The organism is Bacillus sp. MN7755, from assembly GCF_054771475.1.
Genome location: NZ_BTRL01000012.1, coordinates 322,081 through 343,128, shown reverse-complemented (window position 1 = coordinate 343,128; position 21,048 = coordinate 322,081). Strand labels below are relative to the sequence as shown.

Genomic DNA, 21,048 nt, shown 5'->3' with positions numbered 1-21,048 from the left:
TATAACAAAAAGTACAAAGGCACAGAAAATAAGCCTTCCTTTTTGTTTTAACACCTCATCATCATCCGTGAATCTATCAGTGTTGTTAAAACAGGCAGGTCTCCTGACTTATGCGTCATATAATTTCTTTCACCTTCCCGTTTTCACAGTGGCTCTAAAAAAGAAATCTCAGCATTTACAGTGGCGGGACCGTGTTGGAGTTTCACCAAGCTTCCCTTTTAAACACGAAACGAAATGTTCGTGTACCTATTTTCCTTTTGAAAGGAAGTTAACAAGCAATATGATATTGAAACAAATTCTAACACAATTTTTGGAATTTTGTCTACTGTTTTGAAATAAGAAAATTCTAAAGTTTTTCATTTTTATTTTTCTGATTAATGAAGAGGAGTGGATTGGATTAAACTTATAAAAAAGTGTGTACTTGTACAGAGGTAAGACGCTGGTTGTGTTGTTTAACAATTAGTCCGTATTCTGGAATAAGGAAGAGGATTGGATGGTTCATTTCGAAATAGTATCTTATATCGAAAATTAAACAATAATATGATAACCCCGTCCTAAATTAGAACGGGGTTATGCTTATTTTAGGTTTTAAAATTAAATAACCTTATTGTCTTTTTACAGCTTTTTCTTTATCTTCATCTATATCAATTTCTGAAAGCCGCCCTGCAACTGCATCTGTAAGGAGGGTGTTTAACCATTGCAATTCAACTGTAATATGTTCAATAACGCTTTGTAAAATATATAATTGAGCACGTGGAATTTGTCCTTTGCTACAATCATAAATAGTTTGCATATTATGTAAATATTGAATGGTATCATTTTTCTTCTTTTCTAAAATAGGAACTAACTCTTGATCGTCACCAAAATGAGCGAAAGAGAGTGCTGAATAAATTGGTTTATATATTTGATTTTTTGCTTCGAATTGCTTTAATAGTAACGTGTGAAATAACCGTTTACCTTCTTCTGTTATATGAAAGATTGTTTTATCTGGTCTATTCGTATCTCGAACAATAGTTGTAATACTAATTGCACCTTGCTTTTCTAATTGCTCGAAGGCGTAGTAAAGTGATCCTTTTGCATATTTAATATAACAATCCATTTGTCTTTCTTTCATGATGTGTTGCACTTCATATGGATGTTTATCCCCTTCGAGTAGCAAGCCGAGAATGACTAATTTCATGCTCATTCTGTTTCAACTCCTGTATATAGAAACTTTATCCCGATTGGTGAGGGATAATAATCAGTGGGAATGGTTCCTTACTGATTAAAGATTTACTTTATATATTATAAACGGCATACCCTTTTTCATAAAGGATATGCCGTTTCTTTTTTCTATACTAACTTACCTGCTTTTGTTTTTGTTTCGTTTTTGGACCTGTAAAGAGGCGTTCATTTCCCATAAGTAAAATACAAATAATGCTTAGTACAGCCGGGATAAGTGCCCAGAAGAATGTACTGGCAATAGATGTAGCGAGAGCTTCTTTAATACCAGTTAATATTTCAGCTGGTATTTTATCGGTAGCACCTGGTGATAATAAGAAACTTGTGTCTCCGCCCTTTGGTGCTAATTTAGCTAGTTCAGGAGGGAACAAAGTGTTTAGTTTATCTGTAAAAATATGATTTTGAATTGTACCGAAAATCGTTACACCAAGAGTCATACCGAGTGAACGGAAGAATGAGTTTGTTGATGTAGCAGAACCACGGTCTCTCATTTCTAATTTGTGGATAGAAGACATACTTAAAACTGAGAATGAGAAACCAACTCCAAGTCCAGCGAGAACCATAAATAGCGTTACGAGTAGACGTGGTGTGTCCATTGTTAAAGTACTTAGTAAATAAATACCAAGAACGAAGAAAACGCCAGATGCCATCATGATGTTACGATAACTTGTTCGAGAAGCTAACTGTCCACCTGTTTGACTTCCAATTACAGAGCCGACCATCATAGGTGTTAAAATCAATCCAGCATTTGAGGCTGAACCGCCGAGAACACCTTGAACGAAGATCGGAATATATACGGTACAGATGATAAAAGCGGCGCCATAGAAAAAGGCAACTCCTTGGCTAGCTGCGAATAAAGGTTTTTTAAATAGATGGAACGAAATGATAGGCTCAGTTGCTTTTCGTTCGACGAAGAAGAAAATAATAAGCATAATAACAACTGTTGTAAATAAACCGATAATTACAGTGGAATTCCATGCGTATTCTTTACCACCAAGTTCTAAGGCGAACATTAAGCAAACGATACTAATAACAAGTGTAATAGCGCCGGCCCAATCAATTTTTTGTTTTCTAAATTCTAGAGATTCACTGTAGTATTTCGTAATGAAGAAGAAGGAGATAAGTCCTAATGGAATATTAATATAGAAGACCCAATGCCAACCTATATAGTCTGTAATATAAGCACCTAATAAAGGTCCAAATACACTAGATGTCCCAAAAACCGCACCGAATAGCCCTGTCATTTTTCCACGCTTTTCTGGTGGGAATATATCGTACATAATTGTGAAGGCGATAGGCATAAGAGCGCCGCCACCAATCCCTTGAATTGCTCTATAAATACTTAGCTGCTCAATACTAGATGCTGTTCCGCAAAGTGCAGAACCGAATAAGAAAAGAATGAGGCCACCAATATAAAAACGTTTCCGTCCGTACATATCAGAAAGTTTTCCAAAGATTGGCATCCCTGCCATTGTTGCTACCATATATGCAGACGTTACCCAAACGAACTTGTCAAATCCTCCTAGGTCTCCAACAATCGTTGCCATTGCTGTTGCAACGATTGTATTATCCATTGCCGCCATTAAAATACCAAGTAGTAAACCAGCAACAACAAATTTTGTCTTGTTGGAGTCTTTTTTTGATAATTGAGATTCCAAATATAACCCTCCTTTAATAATAAGTAAACTATATTAAGTTTTGAGTGCAGTGCATAAAAAATTAATATAGTTCTTTCAAATCAATTGCCACAAGTGCACTGACAAAGCCATAAAGAATATTATAGTCAAATTTGACTAAAAGGCAAACTTTTTCTTCCGTCAAAATATTCTGTTGTATGGGCAGCGAAAGAGTGAGTAATACTTATTATTGGTATAAAGTGAAACTTTAATCAGTGGAGGTTTTGTTCATCCCCCACCTAGCTTCTTTACTTTCTCTGAGTTTTGAGATGGGGTCTTACTGCCCGGCAAATAGTGGGATAAAGTCAATGAAGGAAATTGTAAAAAAATATTTCAGTAAGAATACCTTCTGTTAACAGAGGAAAAATGGTTTTTTCTTTATATTGTCGAATAGGATAAAAGGAAGAGTAATAACTATATACAATTTGTAACAAGCTTTATTAATATCGTGTAGAGAGGCAGAATAAGGTCGTATGGATGATGCATCTGAAATGAGGTGAATATTATTATGAAAATATGGAAACGAATTTCGGATCAAGGAAGGCGTTCAATACCGCTACAACCGGTATTATGGATTGATGGCTCAAAAAAGGAAAACGAATGTCCTAATCTAGCAGTTACATTACAAATCCGTAGTATGTATAAAGAAAAATTTTCATATGAACTGACCTATGATGTAAACGACATACTTATTATTCGAATTGAAGTCGAAAATAAAGGGATGGAAATGATTTCACGAGTTGTAGTAAGTCATATGATTCGAGATTATTTTGCCTATATTCCAAATTCATTAAAGGTTGATAAGGGGATGAGCGAGTTTCTGTTCCAGCTTGTAAGGTGGCGAATCGATAATTTATTACCGAATGAGAAGGTAGAACTAATTTGTAAAATAAAAGCAAATAAAGATAAAGCACTCAAAAACGCATTATTTCAGGCTACATATACATTTCAATATAAAGGATTATCATATGGTCCGCTGCAAACCAATGAAGTTGTTGTGCGGCAATGATAAAAAGGAACCTGTATGAAAGGTTCCTTTTTTAGTGAAGGTTGTGCTTTTTGAGTACTTTTTTTTGCTCGATTCCTTTTTTTCCTACATAATTATTTTTATAACCAAAATATAGAATGAAAAGGAAGGAAGCAACATTTACAATAGCGTCAATTTGATCGTTTGTAATAAAGTTTATTCCGAAAGAGTTAAATAGTAATTTTAATGATAACAGAAAACCTGCTAGTAAACGCATAATATCTGATAGATTTTCTTTTTGCAGCATATAGGTCACCCCTTTCTAAAAATGATATATAGTATATATATGAAATAGAATAGAAATGGTAGACAAGTTTAAGCGAAAATGTACACCCAATATGTACATTTTTTATTTTGTAGAAAAACATAATTGCTATAGAAACATATATTGGTATAGAAGGGAGGAGAAGTATGAAACATAAAGGAAAAATTAGTGGATTACTACTTGGGAATACAGTGGCAGTTACAGAATGGATTGCACTTCAGGATGTAATTACAAAACTGGATTCGCGATCGTTTTATACCGTCTTTATTATTTATATATTGCAAATGATACTCAGCTATTATTTTGGACATTGGTATGATAAAAGAGCGAGTGGGCGCATGGATACGGAAGTAGGGGGAATGGCGAGTAATGATTTTGTAGTTGATTTCTTTGAGAAAGTAGCTGCGTTATCAGAACGGGATTCTCATAATATTACAGTGTACATTCTTTCTGTGAAAGAATGGAAAGAACTAAAAGAAACAGTGCAAGAAAAAAAATTGGAGGTGTTAGTACAAAAATTGGAGAGTACGATTGTAAAGACAATTCGTAAAGGGGATGTCGTTACTAGGTGGGATGAAAATAAGTATGTTATTGTGGCGATTGATAACGGACATGAAAAGTCGACAATAACAAATCGTTTAATGAAAAATATTGAAAGTGAAATAGAAAATGGCTTGTTAAGTATGACCCTATTATTTGGAGCAGCTAGTTATCCAATAGAAGGAAAAACTTTTGAAGAATTGTTAAGAAAGGCACAAAATCAATTGTACCAGCATAGGAATTTGTAAGGAAATAAGAAAAACTTCGATTTAAAGAAATATGAAATGAAGAAGTTTTGAATGTAACATTTTTTTGACTTTTATTACAAAAACAACTTTTTTTGTAATAAAAGTCTTTAAAAATATATGGAATAAGCATATAATTATGATGGATGTGTCAATGCATTTTGCACAATGTGTTTCATTTTAAAAGTGTAGAGGAAAACATACTCTACACTTTTCCTTTTTAGGGAATGACAAGAGTAATTGTAAGTTGTTGCAAGATAGCGTTTATACTGTGTAAAATGAACGAAGAGATTATTTGATAGAAAGCGGGAAAGGGAATGATAGAATGATAGACGTGAGAGAACAACGATCATCTTTTATCAGGTGAATGATTACTGTTGTTCTTCAAATTATGATGGCTGTGATGAATTCCGTTGTACTTTTATGTAATACATAGTATGAACAGGTTTTAAAAAGTGCCTAGTAAAAGATGGATATGAAACTGCTATTGAGTTCAAAAACGTAAAATGTAATTTTAAGTAATACAATTTGTACAAGCATTACAAACAATATAAATGATTTTCGTAAAAAAGGTGCGAGTGTGGAGTTTATAGAAGGATATATAATTTCATAGCTTTTTACACGATGATCGTATATAAGTAGGAGGAAAAAGATGTTGAAATATAGTAAATTAGCAATTGTAACTGCATTATCAATGACTTTACTAGCAGGTTGTTTCGGACCGAAACCAGAAGAGGAATTATATGTTGCTTTTGAAAATGCTGCAAAGCAAGAAAAAACAATGTTTGAAGATGCAAAGAAACTTGAAACTTTAGAAAAAGAGGGACAAGAATTATATAACCAGATTGTTCAAGAAGGAAAAGATAATAATCAAACTGTTAAGGAAAAATTGAACCAAGCAGTGAAAAATACAGATGAACGAGAAAAAGTGCTTAAAAAAGAAAAAGAATCTTTAAATAAGGCACAAGAAGAAGTGAAATCAGCAGATAAATATGTGAAGAAAATTGAAGATAAGAAATTGAAAGAGCAAGCGGATAAAGTGAAAAGCACATATGAGAAACGACACGATTCATTTAACAAGATGTATGATAGTTATAATAAATCGTTAAAACAAGAAAAAGAATTATATACAATGTTACAAGATAAAGGTACAAAATTAAAAGATATAAGTGAAAAAGTAAAAGTAGTAAATCAATCTTATAAGGATATTGAATCAGAAAAAGATAAGTTTAATGAATTCACGAAATCTTATAATACAGAAAAAATAGCTTTTTATAAACAAGCAAATATTAAAATTAAAGAAGAGAAAAAATAAAACAGTTTGGCCTACAATGGGCCAAACTGTTTTATTTTTTTGTATAAGTACGACTATACCATGGAACAGGTTCACTTAATTTTTTTTCTTGTTTCAGTGCTTCAGGACCAATGTAATCTTGAAGTGTCTTTTTTGCTACTGTTAAAGATAAGGTTGTTTTCGGATTTCGATAGGAGGATTCAAGATGGCCAAGATGTGGTAGGATTCGAAAATCTTCTTTTGTAGGAGGAATATGGAAAAAATAATCACCTAAACGTATAAGAACATCAGATTGTTGTTGGCTAAAACGTGGATTTCTAGAAAAATGCAATCCTTCTTTAATAGCTTTTTTTTCAGCAATTAAGCGTTCTAAAGCAGTCTTTTTTAACCAGTATAAATACTTCGGGTTAGTTGCAGCTTTAGCATGACGATTCACAACGAAAATAGATTGAGCTAGTCGATTAATAGAATGTTGGTTTTGTAATTGAGATTGTGGTTGTGAAGGTTTCATATTGAATCTCCTTTCAATTTTTCATTATTATACCATAAATAAAATAGGTTTTTATTATATGCAAAAAGTGATTGTATATATTTTCAATATTAAAGCAATATTGTTACAAAAAACAACTATTTTGTATAATAGTAATAGAATGTGTTTTAGAAATTTGATAATGAAAGAGTGAGAAGTTTGAAAGAAATATTAAAACAACAATATGCCATTATAGATATTGGATCTAATACAATGCGTTTAGTTATTTATGAAAAGCAAAACGGAGGTTTTTATAAAGAGATTGAAAATACGAAAGTGGTCGCTCGGTTAAGAAATTACTTAGTCGATGGTATGTTAATTGAAGAAGGAATAGAAGTATTGTTACAAACATTATTTCAATTTCAAGAAAGTACACGATTCCATCAGTTGCATCATGTACTTTGTGTTGCAACAGCGACAATTAGACAGGCTGAGAACCAAGATGCAATTAAAAAACTTGTTGAAGGACAAACAGACTTTACTCTTAGAGTATTATCAGAATATGAAGAAGCACGTTACGGCTATTTAGCAGTTATGAATTCAACTTCGTTCTCTGAAGGAATTACAGTAGATATTGGTGGAGGGAGTACGGAAGTTACATACTTTCGTAATAGAGAGATTTTAGAGTATCATAGCTTTCCTTTTGGGGCACTTTCTTTAAAGCAACAATTTATTAAAGAGGATATACCTACTGAAGAAGAGTTGGAAAAGATTCAAACGTACTTAGAACATCAATTTCGAACATTACCATGGTTAATTGATAAGAAATTGCCTCTTATTGCAATTGGTGGTAGTGCGAGGAACTTAGTAAAAATTCATCAAAATTTAATTTGTTATCCTATAGCAGGGGTACATTTATACAAGATGAAAGAAGAAGATATTAAAAATGTGAAAGAAGAATTGGAAGCATTGTCGTTCATAGAACTTCAAAAAATGGAAGGATTGGCAAAAGATCGAGCAGATACAATTATTCCAGCAGTCGAAGTATTTCATACGCTTGTTAATGTTATAAAGGCACCAGCATTTGTATTAAGTAGAAAAGGGTTACGAGAAGGTGTTTTCTATGAAGAGTTGACAAAAGATTTGGGGATTTCATATTATCCGAACGTAGTTGAAGAAAGTTTGTATTTATTATCACATGAATATGAAATGGATATGGAATTTGTAATGCAGCTTATAAAGCAGGGAAGATTGATTTGTCAACAGCTTGAAGAAACAGGATTGATTTCAATGTCGGTAAAAGACTGGGAAGTATTCCATCAAGCAGCGAAAGTATTTAATATAGGTAAATATATAGACGAAGAAGCGAGCCGCTTACATACGTTTTATTTATTAGCGAATAAAACAATTGATGGTATGATGCATAAAGAGCGAGTTAGATTAGCGCTTATTGCGTCTTATAAATCAAAAATGCTATTCAAACAACATTTGTCTCCATTTGAAGGATGGTTTGATAAAAACGAACAAAAGAAAATTCGCCTATTAGGGGCTGTTTTACAATTTTCAGCAGCTCTAAATATAAGACAAAGATCACTTGTGGAATCAATATCTATAACAGAAAATAAAGAAGGATTAACATTTAAAATTGTATGTGAGCAATCAGCATTAGCGGAAAAAGTGCAAGCTGAAAAGCAAAAAAAGCAGCTAGAAAGAGTATTGAAAACGACTATTAACTTATCCTTCGAATCAAAACGTTAAGTTGTACGGATGTCTTTACGAAAAATTAACACTTTGGAATATTGTAATTTGCTAAAATAAAAGTAACTAAATTATAGTAAAAAAGTTTCAAGGGGAAGTGTGAAGGGGATGGAATTATTGAAGGGGAATACAGTAAATTTAAATGATACAGCTTATTACAATAATAGAGAATTAAGTTGGTTAGCATTTAATGAACGTGTACTACAAGAAGCACAAGATGAAACGAATCCGCTCTTAGAAAGGTTAAAGTTTATTAGCATTTTCAGCTCAAATTTAGATGAATTCTTTATGGTACGCGTGGCAGGATTGAAGGATCAAGTGAGTGCTGGGTTTAACCAACCAGAAAATAAGGCCGGCTTAACACCAAAAAAGCAATTAAATAAAATTGCGATAAAAGCACATGAATTAATGACCGTACAATATGGTACGTTTAAAAATTATGTGTTGCCAGCGTTGGAGCTAGAGGGGATTGAGCGTTTAACGTTCCATGATTTGACGAAAGAACAGAGAGAATTTATAGAAGAGTATTTTGATGAACAAATTTTCCCAGTCTTAACACCTGTGGCTATCGATGCATATCGTCCATTTCCGATGTTATTAAATAAAAGTTTAAATTTAGCTACTCTTTTATATGATGAGAAACAAGTGGAAGAAGAAAACCGCACGAAGTTAGGAATTGTACAAGTTCCTTCACTACTTGAACGTTTCATATTTTTACCGAGTGAAGGGCAAAAGCATAAATTTATTTTATTAGAAGACGTAATTAGTAGTTTTACTCATAAATTATTTACAGGATATAAAGTATCATCTGTTACTCGTTTCCGTATTACACGCAATGCGGATTTAACAATTCACGAAGAAGGTGCGAGAGATTTATTAAAGGTAATTGAAAAAGAATTAAAAAAGCGTAAGTGGGGAGCTGCTGTACGTTTAGAAGTTGGCAAAGAGCATATTGATGAAAGAGTATTAGCATTATTATATGAGGTGTTGGAAGTAAAGGATGAAGATGTGTATATAATGGATGGACCGTTAGATTTAACATGTCTATTTTCTTTATATAAAAAACTAGCTCCTTTATATGAACATCTAGTATATCCGGCTCTTATTCCGCAACGGCCTCAAGACTTAGGTGATGCGGAAGATGTATTTGAAAAAGCGATTGAGCATGATATTTTATTACATCATCCTTTTGAATCGTTTCAGCCAGTAGTTGATTTTGTCCGTGATGCGGCAGACGATCCGAATGTACTTGCAATTAAACAAACATTATATCGAGTAAGTGGGGATTCGCCGATTATTCAGGCGCTAAAGGTAGCGGCTGAAAAAGGGAAGCAAGTGACAGTATTAGTTGAATTAAAGGCAAGATTTGATGAAGAAAATAATGTGCATTGGGCTAAAGAGTTAGAAAAGGCAGGCTGTCATGTTATTTACGGTGTAAGTCATTTGAAAACACATAGTAAAATTACGCTAGTTGTAAGAAGAAAAAACGGAAAAATTGAAAGGTTCGTACATCTTGGGACCGGAAATTATAATGATGCAACCGCAAAGCTATATACTGATTTTGGCTATATTACATCACGAAAAGACTTTGGGGTCGATGCAACAAATTTCTTTAATTATTTGAGTGGTTATACAACAAAACCGCATTTTCATCATTTATCGGTTGCGCCATTTGATATAAGAGAGCAATTTATGGATTTAATAGATGAGGAAATCCGTTACCATAGACAATATGGAAATGGATATATTATCGCTAAGATGAATTCGTTAACTGATAAACCACTCATTAAAAAAATGTATGAAGCATCACAAGCTGGAGTAAAGGTTGAACTCATCGTTCGAGGAACATGTTGTTTAAGACCTGGTATTCCAAATGTAAGTGAAAATATTCGGGTAGTTAGTGTTGTCGGGAGATATTTAGAACATAGCCGAATTTATTATTTCCATCATAATGGGGAAGAGAAAATATACTTATCTTCAGCTGACTGGATGACGCGGAATATGGAGAAGCGCGTAGAAATATCTTTCCCGATATTAGATATTGAAATGAAGGCGCGAATTAAGGCGATTTTACAGCTTACTTTAGCTGATAATGTGAAAACACGTGAACAAAATAAAGACGGTGACTATTATTATGTTATTAATAATGGTGCAGAAGAGATTGATAGCCAAGTGAAGTTGTTTAAGATGGCGTATCAAAACACAGATGCTGAATAATGAGAACGAAGTAAAAACCTCTTTTTAAAAAGAGGTTTTTACTTCGTTCTCTACTTATTGTATGTTCTCAAAATAGAAGCATGAGTAGAGAGAATAGTTTTTATTGTAAGCATGTTAATGGATTATGAATCGGTTAAGAGAGGGAATAACATTGGTAGAATTGTTGCGGTACATTAATAATAGTATGGTTGTTGACAAGGTCCACCATAACAAGGATAAGGTGCTGGCGGTGGGAAAGGTGGTGGATATGGTGGGTAATACGGTCTAGGACCGAAAGCTAATGCTCCGCCGAGCAGTCCACCAGCAATGCCAGCTAGAAATGGAACGCCAAAAAACGGAAAGAAGCGTGAGTCGCCTACTGGACCAATAGGTGCTGAACGGACTGGGATTGGTTGATAATATGGATACATGAACAAACCTCCTTTATTGGACTCACTTTTATCATATGGTAAATGAAACGTGGATGAGCGCGTACAAGAAAGGATATGTAAGAAAATAGGCGAATTATTACGAATGTTGGAGCGTGAAAATCGTAATTTCAGGTTTTGACATAAATCGGAATGGGACACGTGTTCTTCCAAGGCCTCGATTGACATAGAGAGTTAAATCTTGAATCGTATAGAAACCTTCAACATAGTTTTTAGCAAGTGCTGGGGTAATAATAGCGCCTAAAAAAGGAATTTGTACTTGTCCGCCATGGCTATGACCAGAAAGTTGTAAGTTAACTGGATAGTTAGCAATTTGCGGTGCAATATCTGGCTCGTGAACAAGAACAATGTTATAAGTGTTTTGCCTCGCGTGTTGTAGTGTCTCCTCTATTTTTGGTTTGCCTAGTAGTATATCATCAAGACCGAAAATTGAAATTTCACTATTATCCAGTAGACGAATTCTCTTTTCGCCATTTAGTAATAGTTCAAATCCAGATTCACGCATGATGTGTTCGTAGTATTCTGTTCCATATCCGCCGTGATCATGGTTACCATAAATATAAAATTTACCGAAGGGTCCTTGTATATTCTTTAAAATGGATGCAACGAAAGGAGTGTCAGTATATGTTTGATAATTATCAATGAGATCACCAGTGAAAAGAACAATATCGGGCTTTACAGCATTAATTTTAGAAACGATTTGAGATAAATGGTGGAGAGAGAAATAGTATCCGAGATGTAAATCGCTGAATTGAAGAATCTTCATACCGTGAAAACTTTTTGGTATGAGTTGTGATTTAAGTGTATGCTCTGTAAAAGAGAGTAGATGTGGCTCAATATATTTAGCGTAATAGTATCCGATGCTAGTGGTTATAAGTGAATATAGAAAAGTGCGCATTCCAGTTTTTAAAAAATCTCTTCTTGTAATTTTCTTCATAAAAATATGAGTATACCTATTTGATTTATAGCACATGCTTTTGTTACATATACAGGTTACTCAAATCTCCTTTCAGTTTATTAAAAATATATTTTAAATAATAAAAAAGTAGTATAGATTACGAAAAAAATGAATGAAAAGACACCTCTTTACGTTAAAATATCAGAAAAGTTTAAAAATATAAAGATTTCTATTAAATAAAATGATAAAATGAATGTGTATTCATTTTTTGGAGGGGATGTATGTGAAAGAAAAGGTAGTTATTATAACAGGTGGATCAAGCGGAATGGGAAAAGGAATGGCGACTCGCTTTGCAAAAGAAGGGGCACGAGTAGTTATTACAGGACGTACAAAGGAAAAACTAGAAGAAACAAAGTTGGAAATTGAACAATTTCCAGGACAAATATTACCTGTACAAATGGATGTAAGAAATACGGAAGATATTCAGAAAATGATTGAACAGATTGATGAGAAGTTTGGGCGAATTGATATTTTAATAAATAATGCAGCTGGAAACTTTATTTGTCCAGCAGAAGATTTATCCGTGAATGGCTGGAATTCGGTAATTAATATTGTGTTAAATGGTACATTTTACTGTAGCCAAGCTGTCGGGAAATATTGGATTGAAAAAGGTATAAAAGGGAATATCATTAACATGGTAGCAACATATGCATGGGATGCAGGTCCGGGAGTTATTCATTCGGCTGCAGCGAAGGCTGGAGTGTTAGCAATGACGAAGACGCTTGCTGTTGAGTGGGGACGTAAATATGGAATACGAGTTAACGCTATCGCGCCAGGACCAATTGAACGTACGGGTGGTGCTGATAAATTATGGATTTCAGAAGAAATGGCTAAGCGTACGATACAAAGTGTTCCGCTTGGAAGGCTGGGTACGCCAGAAGAAATCGCAGGTCTAGCTTATTATTTATGTTCAGATGAAGCTGCCTACATAAATGGAACTTGCATGACAATGGATGGAGGACAACATTTGCATCAATATCCATTTTAAAAGGGGTAAAAAAATGAATGTTTGATTCATTTTTTTACGGTTAAATGTGACGGAATTGTGACATATGAAAGAAAAGTATTTACAAGAGGTCATATGTACGTTATATTTAAGACCTCTTTTTTCTTCATAGTAGAATTGCTAATTCCCCTTAGCATTTTACCCCTCTAATCCCTTCAGGAAAACTGAAGGGATTTTTTATTATTTTTCCGTAAATATCATGTTATAATTTTTGAAAAGTAAAGGGAGGGAAGCACGTTGATAGATGCATTAGATGTAATGAGTAACTTGGATAAAGTCCTTCCTTATTATCAAGCTATTTTTAGTGCTGATGAGCATACTGTAATTGGATATGAAGTAGTAGGACGTATTCAAACAGAAGAGGGCATACAAAGTTTAGCTTCTTTCTTTCATGATGATTCTATTCCGAGTGAGTTTCAACTGGAAGCCGATAACATTATAGTAGAAAAAGCTTTAAATCGTTATTTAGAAAGTGATCAAAAATTATTATTATTTATACATCGGAATGCTAACGTATTAATGAACGATGATGATGAAAGTTTGCTTCAACTTTTATTGATGTATGAAGAGCAAGGTTTAAATTTGAAACACATTGTTTTAGAGATTACAGAACATGAATGTAAAGAAGATATAGAGCAATTTAATCATTTACTTATGTATTATCGTACATATGGTATTCAAATTTCGATTAATAAAGTCGGAACGGGTACAAGTAATTTAGAACGTATTAGCGTGTTAGCACCGGATATTTTAAAAGTAGATTTAACAAACTTAAGGCAAACTGCACTTTTACAATCTTATCAAGATATTTTATATTCTTTATCATTACTTGCTAGAAGAATTGGTGCGACATTGTTATATGAAGAAATAGATGCTTTTTATCAACTACAATATGCTTGGAAAAACGGTGGCAGATACTATCAAGGGAATTATTTGAAAGAATGCTTGCCTGATTTTATTGAAACGAACGTTTTGAAAGAACGACTTGGTAATGAGTGTCATCAATTTATTCAACATGAGAAGAAGAAGTTACAAAAAATTTATAATTTAACAGAAATGTTACGCGATCGAATTGGTGATGTTCTAGCCAAACAGAAAAAGAATGAAGATATAAACGATTGGTTATTACAATTTAGCCAAAGTGTATCACAGTGTAGTTTTCGCATATTTATTTGTAACGAAGATGGTTTCCAACAATCAGGAAACGTTATGAAAAAAGATGGGGAATGGATTGTGATGCCTGAGTATTATATGAAGAACTGGAGTTGGCGTCCGTATTTTCTAGAAAATATTATGAAAATGCGTTTTGAGAATAAGGCAAGACTATCAGATTTATATGCTGATATTGAAACTGGTGAGATGGTACGAACATTTTCTTTCCCAATTGATGATGAAAACTTTTTATTTATAGATTTATCGTATGAATATTTATATGAAGAAGATGTTTTATTTTAATGCACGAAGAAATTCGTGCATTTTTTGTTTGTTTTTATCATAAATTGGAAATAGTGAAAATGGTGATGAAAATGCTGTCTATCGTTGTAAAGATTTTACGAACGAAACCAGCCCTGTCTGTGCATAATCATTGTTACAATGAATACTACAAAGACAAGTTTTCTTAAAAGGAAGGTGAGAAAATGAGGAAATATGGAATATGGTTAGTTCTATTTGTATGCATTGCCTTTCTAGTTGGTTATAGTGTTACAACTGTTTTAGGAAAAGAGGAAGTGAAGGTCGATCGGAAAGAAGTGTTTACAACGATACAAAATGGCTATGAAACCCAATTTTCAATTCGTGGGAAGCATTGGCCGATGAATAAGATGATAGAAACGTTATCACCGTATTTTACAGAGAATTTCCTTCAAGTATTTACAGATGAAAATAGTAGAAGTGATAAACAAAGTGGTGAATATTTACTTCCAGCAAAAGAAGCGCCGTTTTCTTTTAATTCAGAAACGAAAATGTCATATGATGAAGAGCATAAAATTTTATATGTATATGAGCGGGCGAAAAGTGGACAATATCAAATTGTAACATTGCAAAGAGATCAAGGGAAATGGAAATTGGCCGGATATCATGAGAGCCAAGAACTTTTAACTGAAATAAAAAGATTACAACAATTATAAAGTGAAACTTTAATCAGTGGGGTTCATCTCCCGCTGATTATTATCCTGCCTCAATCGGGTGTTTATTTTCCGAAAATAGCGGGATAAGAATAGGAATAGGTCTTTACACCTATTCCTATTCTATATTGAGTAGCTGTTGTAATTTTTCAATTTGAAAACCAGCAACAACTTCGCCATCAATTACAACTGTTGGAGTTGAATAAGAATCATAGTCATATAAAAGACGATTGCGTGCAGCGGCGTCTTTTTTTACGTCAAATTCTTCATATACAACATTATTATGCTTTAAAAATTCTTTCACAATGACACATGGCGGACAATCAGGTTGTGTGTAAACCTCAATTTTTTTCATTGTAATTCCTCCTTTTTTCTGTTTTTTATTATATTCTTCCAGTATAAAAATCGCAATAAAGAAGGGAAAAGATGTTCTTTCTGTTTTTTTCCTTTGTATTTCGACAAATTTTTAGTTGAGTTTCTGGCCAATAACCTTTATCCTAGAGTGTGGAACATTTTTTCTGTTATGACGGATAGAATGAGTATAGCTGTAAAACCTATTGTTAGGAAGATCAGAGAAAGGAGAGATTTCATGTCTCTACTCCAAGGAATTTTAACTCGACTTGTTAGTCTACAAGAACAAGCTGAAAGCGGTGAAGTAGCACAACGCTATTTTGAAGTGAACGGTGAGCGCAAATGTAGCGTGAAATTTTTCGATAAAAGTGAAATGTATGAGTTAGAAGTGTATCAACAAGGTGAAAAACCTCAAGTGTATCAATTCGATAATATCGATATGGTTGCAATTGAGATTTACGATATCATTTCTTGATACATATAAAAAAGGTGTTGCCATATGGCAGCACCTTTTTTAGTTCTATTACTTTTTAGTATATATGTATAGGGATTTTTAATTTTTCCTACAATGGTAATAAAGTGAAATTGTAATCAGTGGAGAATCTTCGTCCTATAATGTTTATTAGCCATCACTAATGGGATAGTAAATAGAGGGATGAAAATAATGAGGAGGTGTGCTGTATGGAACGTTTACCAGTGGTGATTTGTCCTAATTGTCACAATTCTACTGAGATTATTCATGTATTAACGGCTCAATCTAATCAAAATGTAATTTATACGTGCCAGGTTTGCCATTATGTAATTCGGAATATTGAAACGAATAAAGGGTAGGAAGTTATAATTTTTGTTTTTGTCCCATACAATGAGAATACGAAAAGTCTGTCTAATTGAAAGGACGTGACTATGTGGCCGGGGAACATAAATTTTATAATGTTTCAGAGAGACATTTAAATTTTGATATGGTCTTTACCCGTATTTGTAATTTCATTGAAAAGGATCCACGAAATTTATATCGCTTATCCATTGGGACAGACTCACAAGCACATCAAAAGGATACGAGGTTTATTACGGCAATTCATATTCATCGCGTTGGAAAAGGAGCTTGGGGGTGCTTACACCATAAATCAGTAAAAGATAAGCCAGCAACTTTACGTGAGAAAATATATTTAGAGACGCAATTTAGTCAAGAAATCGCATGTCTATTTACTCCAAACCATATACAAACAATATGGGATTTATTGCATCCATATGCGCAAGATGGTGCTGGATTTATAATGGAAATTCACTTGGATATCGGAAATGATGGTTTAACAAAAGAATTTATTCTAGATATGACAACGAAAATTCAAGCGATGGGATTAACTGCAAAAATTAAGCCGGATGCTTACGCGGCATTTAGTTATGCAAATCGATATACGAAATAAAAACAATTTTTATATATCTTTCACTAAAAACTGAATATTACATCTATTAAATAGGCTGGAAATTTTATATAATAAGAGTAACGATGCGAGTATAAGGAGAGGGGTATATGAAAAGGGAATTTGTTTTAACTGAAGAAGAGGAAAGTTTGTTACTAGATATTTTATTTCAGCAAAATTATGCGAGTGAAATTTTATCTGTGGAACTTACAGATATTGAGAATGGTTTAAAAAAGACAGATGTGATGCAATATAAAAAAATCACAAGGTTATTTTACAGATTAAAAAATAAAGGGTATTAAGCGCTACCGAAATGGTAGTCTTTTTTTTGTGTTGTATGCTAAAATAGCTGTGTAATTTTGTTTTTATTGAAATAATGTAAGGACAAAATAATAATATGAAAACGCTGTCATAAAATATGGATAGAGCCGGTGATTATAAGCAGGAAAAAGGAAAAATGGGGGATGTAACATGATTAGTATTCCGAAAGACGAGTTTCAACAAATTTTTGTGAAAGATTTAATCATTTCATCAGAAAAAGTAGCACATGTCCAAATAGGGAATGGTTTAGAGCATGCGTTACTCGTACTTGTGAAATCTGGATATTCGGCGATACCTGTTTTGGACCCGATGTATAAATTGCACGGATTAATTAGTACTGCTATGATTTTAGACGGTATGTTAGGGCTAGAACGCATTGAGTTTGAAAGACTTGAAGAAATGAAAGTAGAACAGGTGATGAAGGAAGACATTCCGGTACTTAAGTTAGAAGATTCGTTTGCAAAAGCTTTAGAAATGACAATTGATCATCCTTTTATTTGCGCTGTCAACGAAGAGGGGTATTTTGAGGGGATTTTAACACGTCGAGCTATTTTAAAATTGTTGAATAAAAAAGTAAGGCAACATAATCGATAATGTGAGAAAAGTGACTTCATAGAAACTGAGAAGTCACTTTTTTTTCGTGCATATCAGTTGTGTATGTATTATATTTAAAAAGATAAAAAATATAAGAGTATGTAGTTAAATTAAGGATGAAAAGCTTATTGAGATAAGGTGTATGGAAGCTAAGGAAAGAGGGAGAAAGTTGCAAATTGATGATTTTCAAATGATGGTTGTGTTAGCTCAGGAATCAAATATGAGAAAAGCGGCGGAACGTTTATTTGTTTCACAACCTGCGCTTAGTCAACGATTACAATCTATGGAGAAACAATGGGGAATGAAGTTTTTTATTCGCTCGCAAAAAGGATTGACAATTACACCTGAAGGGGAAAAAGTCGCAAATTATGCAAAAGAAATGTTACAAAGGGAAGAGGATATTAAAAGTGAGCTAGCTGTTTTTAGAACAGAAACTCACGGAACGTTAAAAATAGCTGTTGCATCAGTTATTGGTCAATATTGGCTTCCTCCTGTTTTGAAGAAGTTTGTGCATAAATATCCTTCTGTGAAAATATCGCTGTTTACTGGCTGGAGTAGTGAAGTGCAAAAGCAATTTTATGAAGGAGACGTTCATGTTGCTATATTGAGAGGAACACAAGAATATAAAGGTCAGAAGCAACAATTATTTGAAGATGAACTTTATTTAGTGGATAAAGAAATAAAAGATATTTCGATGTTAAAAGAAACAAATAGACCATTTATTCAATTTAAAAGTGATTCGACTTATTATGGACAAATACAAAATTGGTGGTATGGTTTATTTTCTAATCCACCTAAGAGAACAATTGTCGTTGATCAAATTGAGACGTGCAAACAACTCGTTTTAAATGGTATAGGTTATGCCCTTTTACCCTCTACTGTTTTAAAAGAGGTACAGGAAAATATGTATAAAACACCTGTTCAATTAACGAGAGAAACATGGTTATTGACGAGTGAATCAGCTAGACAATTAAAGCAAGTACAAGCATTTTTAGAAATTATAGAAGAAATTCAAATGGAAAAATAGGATTATTATCTTGCTACTCGCTCTATCGTTTGGTAGAGTAACATTATAAATGGATTTAGGAGGCAACAAGAATGAAAATGATGGACGCTAACGAAATTATTTCGTTTATACAAAAAAGTGAAAAGAAAACTCCTGTAAAGGTATACATAAAAGGGGATTTAAAAGAAGTAACATTCCCTGAAACGGTACAAGCATTTGTAAATAAAAAGTCTGGTGTATTATTTGGAGAATGGTCTGAAATTAAGACAATTCTTGATGAAAATAGCAAGAACATCGTTGATTACGTTGTTGAAAATGACCGTCGTAATTCTGCAATTCCAATGCTTGATTTAAAAGGTATTAAAGCTCGTATTGAGCCAGGCGCGATTATTCGTGACCACGTTGAAATCGGCGACAACGCTGTTATTATGATGAATGCAACAATTAATATTGGTGCTGTAATTGGTGAAGGTTCTATGATTGACATGAACGCGGTACTTGGTGGACGTGCAACTGTTGGTAAGAACTGTCACGTAGGTGCAGGTGCAGTACTTGCAGGTGTTATTGAGCCACCTTCAGCAAAACCAGTTATCGTTGAAGACGATGTTGTAATTGGTGCTAACGTAGTTGTGTTAGAGGGAGTTACAGTAGGTAAAGGTGCAGTTGTAGCAGCAGGAGCTGTTGTAACAGAAGATGTACCTCCATATACAGTTGTTGCGGGTACTCCAGCACGCGTAATTAAAGAGATTGATGAGAAGACAAAAGCAAAAACTGAAATTAAACAAGAGCTTCGTCAATTAAACCCAGAGAAATAAAAACAAAAAAGCGTAAGAGCATAAAAGGGCTCTTACGCTTTTTATAGATAGAGGTGCAAAAATGGCAGTAAGCAAATTCATTCAAATTCGTAGAGACCTACACAAAATACCGGAAATTGGATTTAAAGAGTGGAAAACACAACAGTATATTTTAGATTACATAGGAACGCTTTCGAATGAAAATGTGGAAGTGAAAGTATGGAAAACGGGTGTCATTGTTAAAGTAAATGGGAAAAATCCAGAAAAAATTATAGGTTATCGAGCAGATATAGACGGTTTGCCAATTACAGAAGAAACTGGATATGAATTTGCTTCTATTCATGAAGGAATGATGCACGCATGTGGACACGATCTGCATACAACAATCGGTTTAGGCCTTCTGACAGCAGCTGTAACAGAAAGAATAGATGATGACCTTGTGTTTCTATTCCAACCAGCTGAAGAAGGACCAGGAGGGGCTCTTCCTATGTTAGAGAGTGAAGAGTTAAAAGAATGGAAGCCGAATATCATCCTTGGTCTTCATATTGCACCGGAATACGCTGTAGGAACAATTGCGACAAAAGAGGGGCTATTATTTGCGAATACATCTGAGTTATATGTTGATTTAAAAGGGAAAGGTGGACATGCAGCCTATCCGCATACTGCAAATGATATGATTGTTGCAGCAAGTCACCTTGTTACACAACTTCAATCCGTTATTAGTCGTAATGTGAATCCTCTTGATAGTGCAGTGATTACAATCGGAAAAATAACAGGCGGTACAGTTCAAAATATCATAGCAGAAAAGTCTCGGTTAGAAGGAACGATCCGAACATTATCAGTGGAATCAATGAGTCGTGTTAAAAGTAGGATTGAGGCGATTGTTGCAGGTATAGAAGCTTCTTTCCAATGTGAAGCGGTTATTGACTACGGAGCAATGTATCATCAAGTATATAACCATGAAGCATTAACGAGAGAGTTTATGCAATTTGTAAGTGAACAAACTGATATGAATGTAATTACATGTACTGAGGCAATGACAGGTGAAGATTTTGGTTATATGCTTCAAGAGATTCCTGGATTTATGTTTTGGCTTGGGGTAAATTCAGAATATGGTTTACACCACGCAAAATTAAAACCAGATGAAGAGGCAATTGAGAAAGCTATCGTATTTTTAGATCAATATGTGAAGTGGAAAGGAACTAGAAAGTGAACTTGCTCACTAACTTTGCAAAAATTTAAAGTGGGTACGTGTTAGTTTCAAGGCGAAAACATCTTTCATATTTGCTTCGCATAGACATCGGCATACAAATGGATAAAATAATGAGCAGTGG

Annotated in this window: 23 protein-coding genes and 1 riboswitch; of the genes, 16 read left to right on the top strand and 7 right to left on the bottom strand. The window is 33.7% G+C overall.

Going from position 1 to position 21,048, the window contains the following annotated elements:
* Window positions 1-76 precede the first annotated feature (76 nt).
* Window positions 77-265, bottom strand: a riboswitch (cobalamin riboswitch).
* A gap of 339 nt (window positions 266-604) precedes the next feature.
* Both ACYVEC_RS13845 and ACYVEC_RS13840 read right to left on the bottom strand, forming a co-directional pair.
* Window positions 605-1,186 (bottom strand): PadR family transcriptional regulator, encoded by a 582-nt coding sequence (locus ACYVEC_RS13845; RefSeq protein WP_063223131.1) that lies wholly within the window; start codon window positions 1,184-1,186, stop codon window positions 605-607.
* 151 nt (window positions 1,187-1,337) lie between these two features.
* On the bottom strand, window positions 1,338-2,879 hold the full coding sequence (locus ACYVEC_RS13840) for an MDR family MFS transporter (protein WP_063223132.1): 1,542 nt from the start codon (window positions 2,877-2,879) through the stop codon (window positions 1,338-1,340).
* A gap of 526 nt (window positions 2,880-3,405) precedes the next feature.
* Here ACYVEC_RS13840 and ACYVEC_RS13835 point away from each other — a divergent pair.
* Window positions 3,406-3,906, top strand: coding sequence for a hypothetical protein (locus ACYVEC_RS13835; RefSeq protein ID WP_063223133.1), 501 nt, complete (start codon window positions 3,406-3,408; stop codon window positions 3,904-3,906).
* A gap of 31 nt (window positions 3,907-3,937) precedes the next feature.
* Here ACYVEC_RS13835 and ACYVEC_RS13830 read toward each other — a convergent pair whose 3' ends face one another.
* Window positions 3,938-4,171, bottom strand: coding sequence for an SPP1 phage holin family protein (locus ACYVEC_RS13830; protein WP_063223134.1), 234 nt, complete (start codon window positions 4,169-4,171; stop codon window positions 3,938-3,940).
* A 164-nt stretch (window positions 4,172-4,335) separates the two neighbouring features.
* Between ACYVEC_RS13830 and ACYVEC_RS13825 the strand changes: the two genes are divergently transcribed.
* Together ACYVEC_RS13825 and ACYVEC_RS13820 are read left to right on the top strand one after the other, a co-directional pair.
* On the top strand, window positions 4,336-4,977 hold the full coding sequence (locus tag ACYVEC_RS13825) for a diguanylate cyclase domain-containing protein (RefSeq protein ID WP_063223135.1): 642 nt from the start codon (window positions 4,336-4,338) through the stop codon (window positions 4,975-4,977).
* 649 nt (window positions 4,978-5,626) lie between these two features.
* The gene (locus ACYVEC_RS13820) at window positions 5,627-6,289 is read left to right on the top strand and encodes a YkyA family protein (RefSeq protein WP_063223136.1); all 663 of its coding nucleotides are present in this window, start codon (window positions 5,627-5,629) and stop codon (window positions 6,287-6,289) included.
* Window positions 6,290-6,320: 31 nt separating this feature from the next.
* Here the strand turns inward: ACYVEC_RS13820 and ACYVEC_RS13815 are convergent, their stop codons facing one another.
* Window positions 6,321-6,779, bottom strand: coding sequence for a YkyB family protein (locus tag ACYVEC_RS13815; protein ID WP_000804864.1), 459 nt, complete (start codon window positions 6,777-6,779; stop codon window positions 6,321-6,323).
* A gap of 177 nt (window positions 6,780-6,956) precedes the next feature.
* Here ACYVEC_RS13815 and ppx point away from each other — a divergent pair, with 177 nt between their 5' ends.
* Complete coding sequence (gene ppx / locus ACYVEC_RS13810) at window positions 6,957-8,495, top strand: exopolyphosphatase (RefSeq protein ID WP_063223137.1); 1,539 nt, start codon at window positions 6,957-6,959, stop codon at window positions 8,493-8,495.
* A gap of 108 nt (window positions 8,496-8,603) precedes the next feature.
* Window positions 8,604-10,712 carry a polyphosphate kinase gene (locus tag ACYVEC_RS13805; protein WP_063223138.1) on the top strand — a complete coding sequence of 703 codons (2,109 nt, stop codon included), beginning with the start codon at window positions 8,604-8,606 and terminating at the stop codon, window positions 10,710-10,712.
* A 173-nt stretch (window positions 10,713-10,885) separates the two neighbouring features.
* On the opposite strand, the gene ACYVEC_RS13800 is transcribed toward ACYVEC_RS13805, so the two are convergent.
* Entirely contained in the window at window positions 10,886-11,122 is a 237-nt protein-coding gene (locus tag ACYVEC_RS13800; protein WP_000283743.1) for a hypothetical protein, read from the bottom strand.
* A gap of 97 nt (window positions 11,123-11,219) precedes the next feature.
* The gene (locus ACYVEC_RS13795; RefSeq protein ID WP_199677474.1) at window positions 11,220-12,077 is read right to left on the bottom strand and encodes a metallophosphoesterase; all 858 of its coding nucleotides are present in this window, start codon (window positions 12,075-12,077) and stop codon (window positions 11,220-11,222) included.
* A 244-nt stretch (window positions 12,078-12,321) separates the two neighbouring features.
* On the opposite strand from ACYVEC_RS13795, the gene fadH reads away from it, so the two are divergent.
* The 3 genes from fadH (at window position 12,322) to ACYVEC_RS13780 (ending at window position 15,230) form a co-directional block, all read left to right on the top strand.
* Window positions 12,322-13,086, top strand: coding sequence for a 2,4-dienoyl-CoA reductase (gene fadH, locus ACYVEC_RS13790; protein ID WP_060632088.1), 765 nt, complete (start codon window positions 12,322-12,324; stop codon window positions 13,084-13,086).
* 255 nt (window positions 13,087-13,341) lie between these two features.
* The gene (locus ACYVEC_RS13785) at window positions 13,342-14,559 is read left to right on the top strand and encodes an EAL domain-containing protein (protein ID WP_000564300.1); all 1,218 of its coding nucleotides are present in this window, start codon (window positions 13,342-13,344) and stop codon (window positions 14,557-14,559) included.
* Window positions 14,560-14,741: 182 nt separating this feature from the next.
* Window positions 14,742-15,230, top strand: a complete 489-nt coding sequence (locus ACYVEC_RS13780; RefSeq protein ID WP_063223139.1) for a DUF3993 domain-containing protein — start codon at window positions 14,742-14,744, stop codon at window positions 15,228-15,230.
* Window positions 15,231-15,345: 115 nt separating this feature from the next.
* Here the strand turns inward: ACYVEC_RS13780 and ACYVEC_RS13775 are convergent, their stop codons facing one another.
* Window positions 15,346-15,582, bottom strand: coding sequence for a glutaredoxin family protein (locus ACYVEC_RS13775; protein WP_000717880.1), 237 nt, complete (start codon window positions 15,580-15,582; stop codon window positions 15,346-15,348).
* Between the two features lie 234 nt (window positions 15,583-15,816).
* Here ACYVEC_RS13775 and ACYVEC_RS13770 point away from each other — a divergent pair, with 234 nt between their 5' ends.
* From ACYVEC_RS13770 to ACYVEC_RS13735, 8 genes are all read left to right on the top strand, one after another.
* Window positions 15,817-16,053 carry a YkuJ family protein gene (locus ACYVEC_RS13770; RefSeq protein WP_000055151.1) on the top strand — a complete coding sequence of 79 codons (237 nt, stop codon included), beginning with the start codon at window positions 15,817-15,819 and terminating at the stop codon, window positions 16,051-16,053.
* A gap of 206 nt (window positions 16,054-16,259) precedes the next feature.
* On the top strand, window positions 16,260-16,409 hold the full coding sequence (locus ACYVEC_RS13765; RefSeq protein ID WP_063223140.1) for a hypothetical protein: 150 nt from the start codon (window positions 16,260-16,262) through the stop codon (window positions 16,407-16,409).
* 74 nt (window positions 16,410-16,483) lie between these two features.
* Window positions 16,484-17,002, top strand: coding sequence for a ribonuclease H-like YkuK family protein (locus ACYVEC_RS13760; protein WP_063223141.1), 519 nt, complete (start codon window positions 16,484-16,486; stop codon window positions 17,000-17,002).
* Between the two features lie 107 nt (window positions 17,003-17,109).
* The gene (abbA, locus tag ACYVEC_RS13755) at window positions 17,110-17,301 is read left to right on the top strand and encodes an antirepressor AbbA (RefSeq protein WP_063223142.1); all 192 of its coding nucleotides are present in this window, start codon (window positions 17,110-17,112) and stop codon (window positions 17,299-17,301) included.
* Between the two features lie 169 nt (window positions 17,302-17,470).
* Window positions 17,471-17,914, top strand: a complete 444-nt coding sequence (gene cbpB / locus ACYVEC_RS13750) for a cyclic-di-AMP-binding protein CbpB (RefSeq protein WP_063223143.1) — start codon at window positions 17,471-17,473, stop codon at window positions 17,912-17,914.
* A gap of 142 nt (window positions 17,915-18,056) precedes the next feature.
* A complete protein-coding gene (locus tag ACYVEC_RS13745; protein ID WP_001984809.1) occupies window positions 18,057-18,941 on the top strand; it encodes a LysR family transcriptional regulator in 885 nt (294 codons plus the stop codon).
* Window positions 18,942-19,012: 71 nt separating this feature from the next.
* Window positions 19,013-19,735 carry a 2,3,4,5-tetrahydropyridine-2,6-dicarboxylate N-acetyltransferase gene (dapD, locus tag ACYVEC_RS13740; protein WP_060632086.1) on the top strand — a complete coding sequence of 241 codons (723 nt, stop codon included), beginning with the start codon at window positions 19,013-19,015 and terminating at the stop codon, window positions 19,733-19,735.
* A 61-nt stretch (window positions 19,736-19,796) separates the two neighbouring features.
* The gene (locus ACYVEC_RS13735; protein WP_063223144.1) at window positions 19,797-20,927 is read left to right on the top strand and encodes an N-acetyldiaminopimelate deacetylase; all 1,131 of its coding nucleotides are present in this window, start codon (window positions 19,797-19,799) and stop codon (window positions 20,925-20,927) included.
* Window positions 20,928-21,048 lie beyond the last annotated feature (121 nt).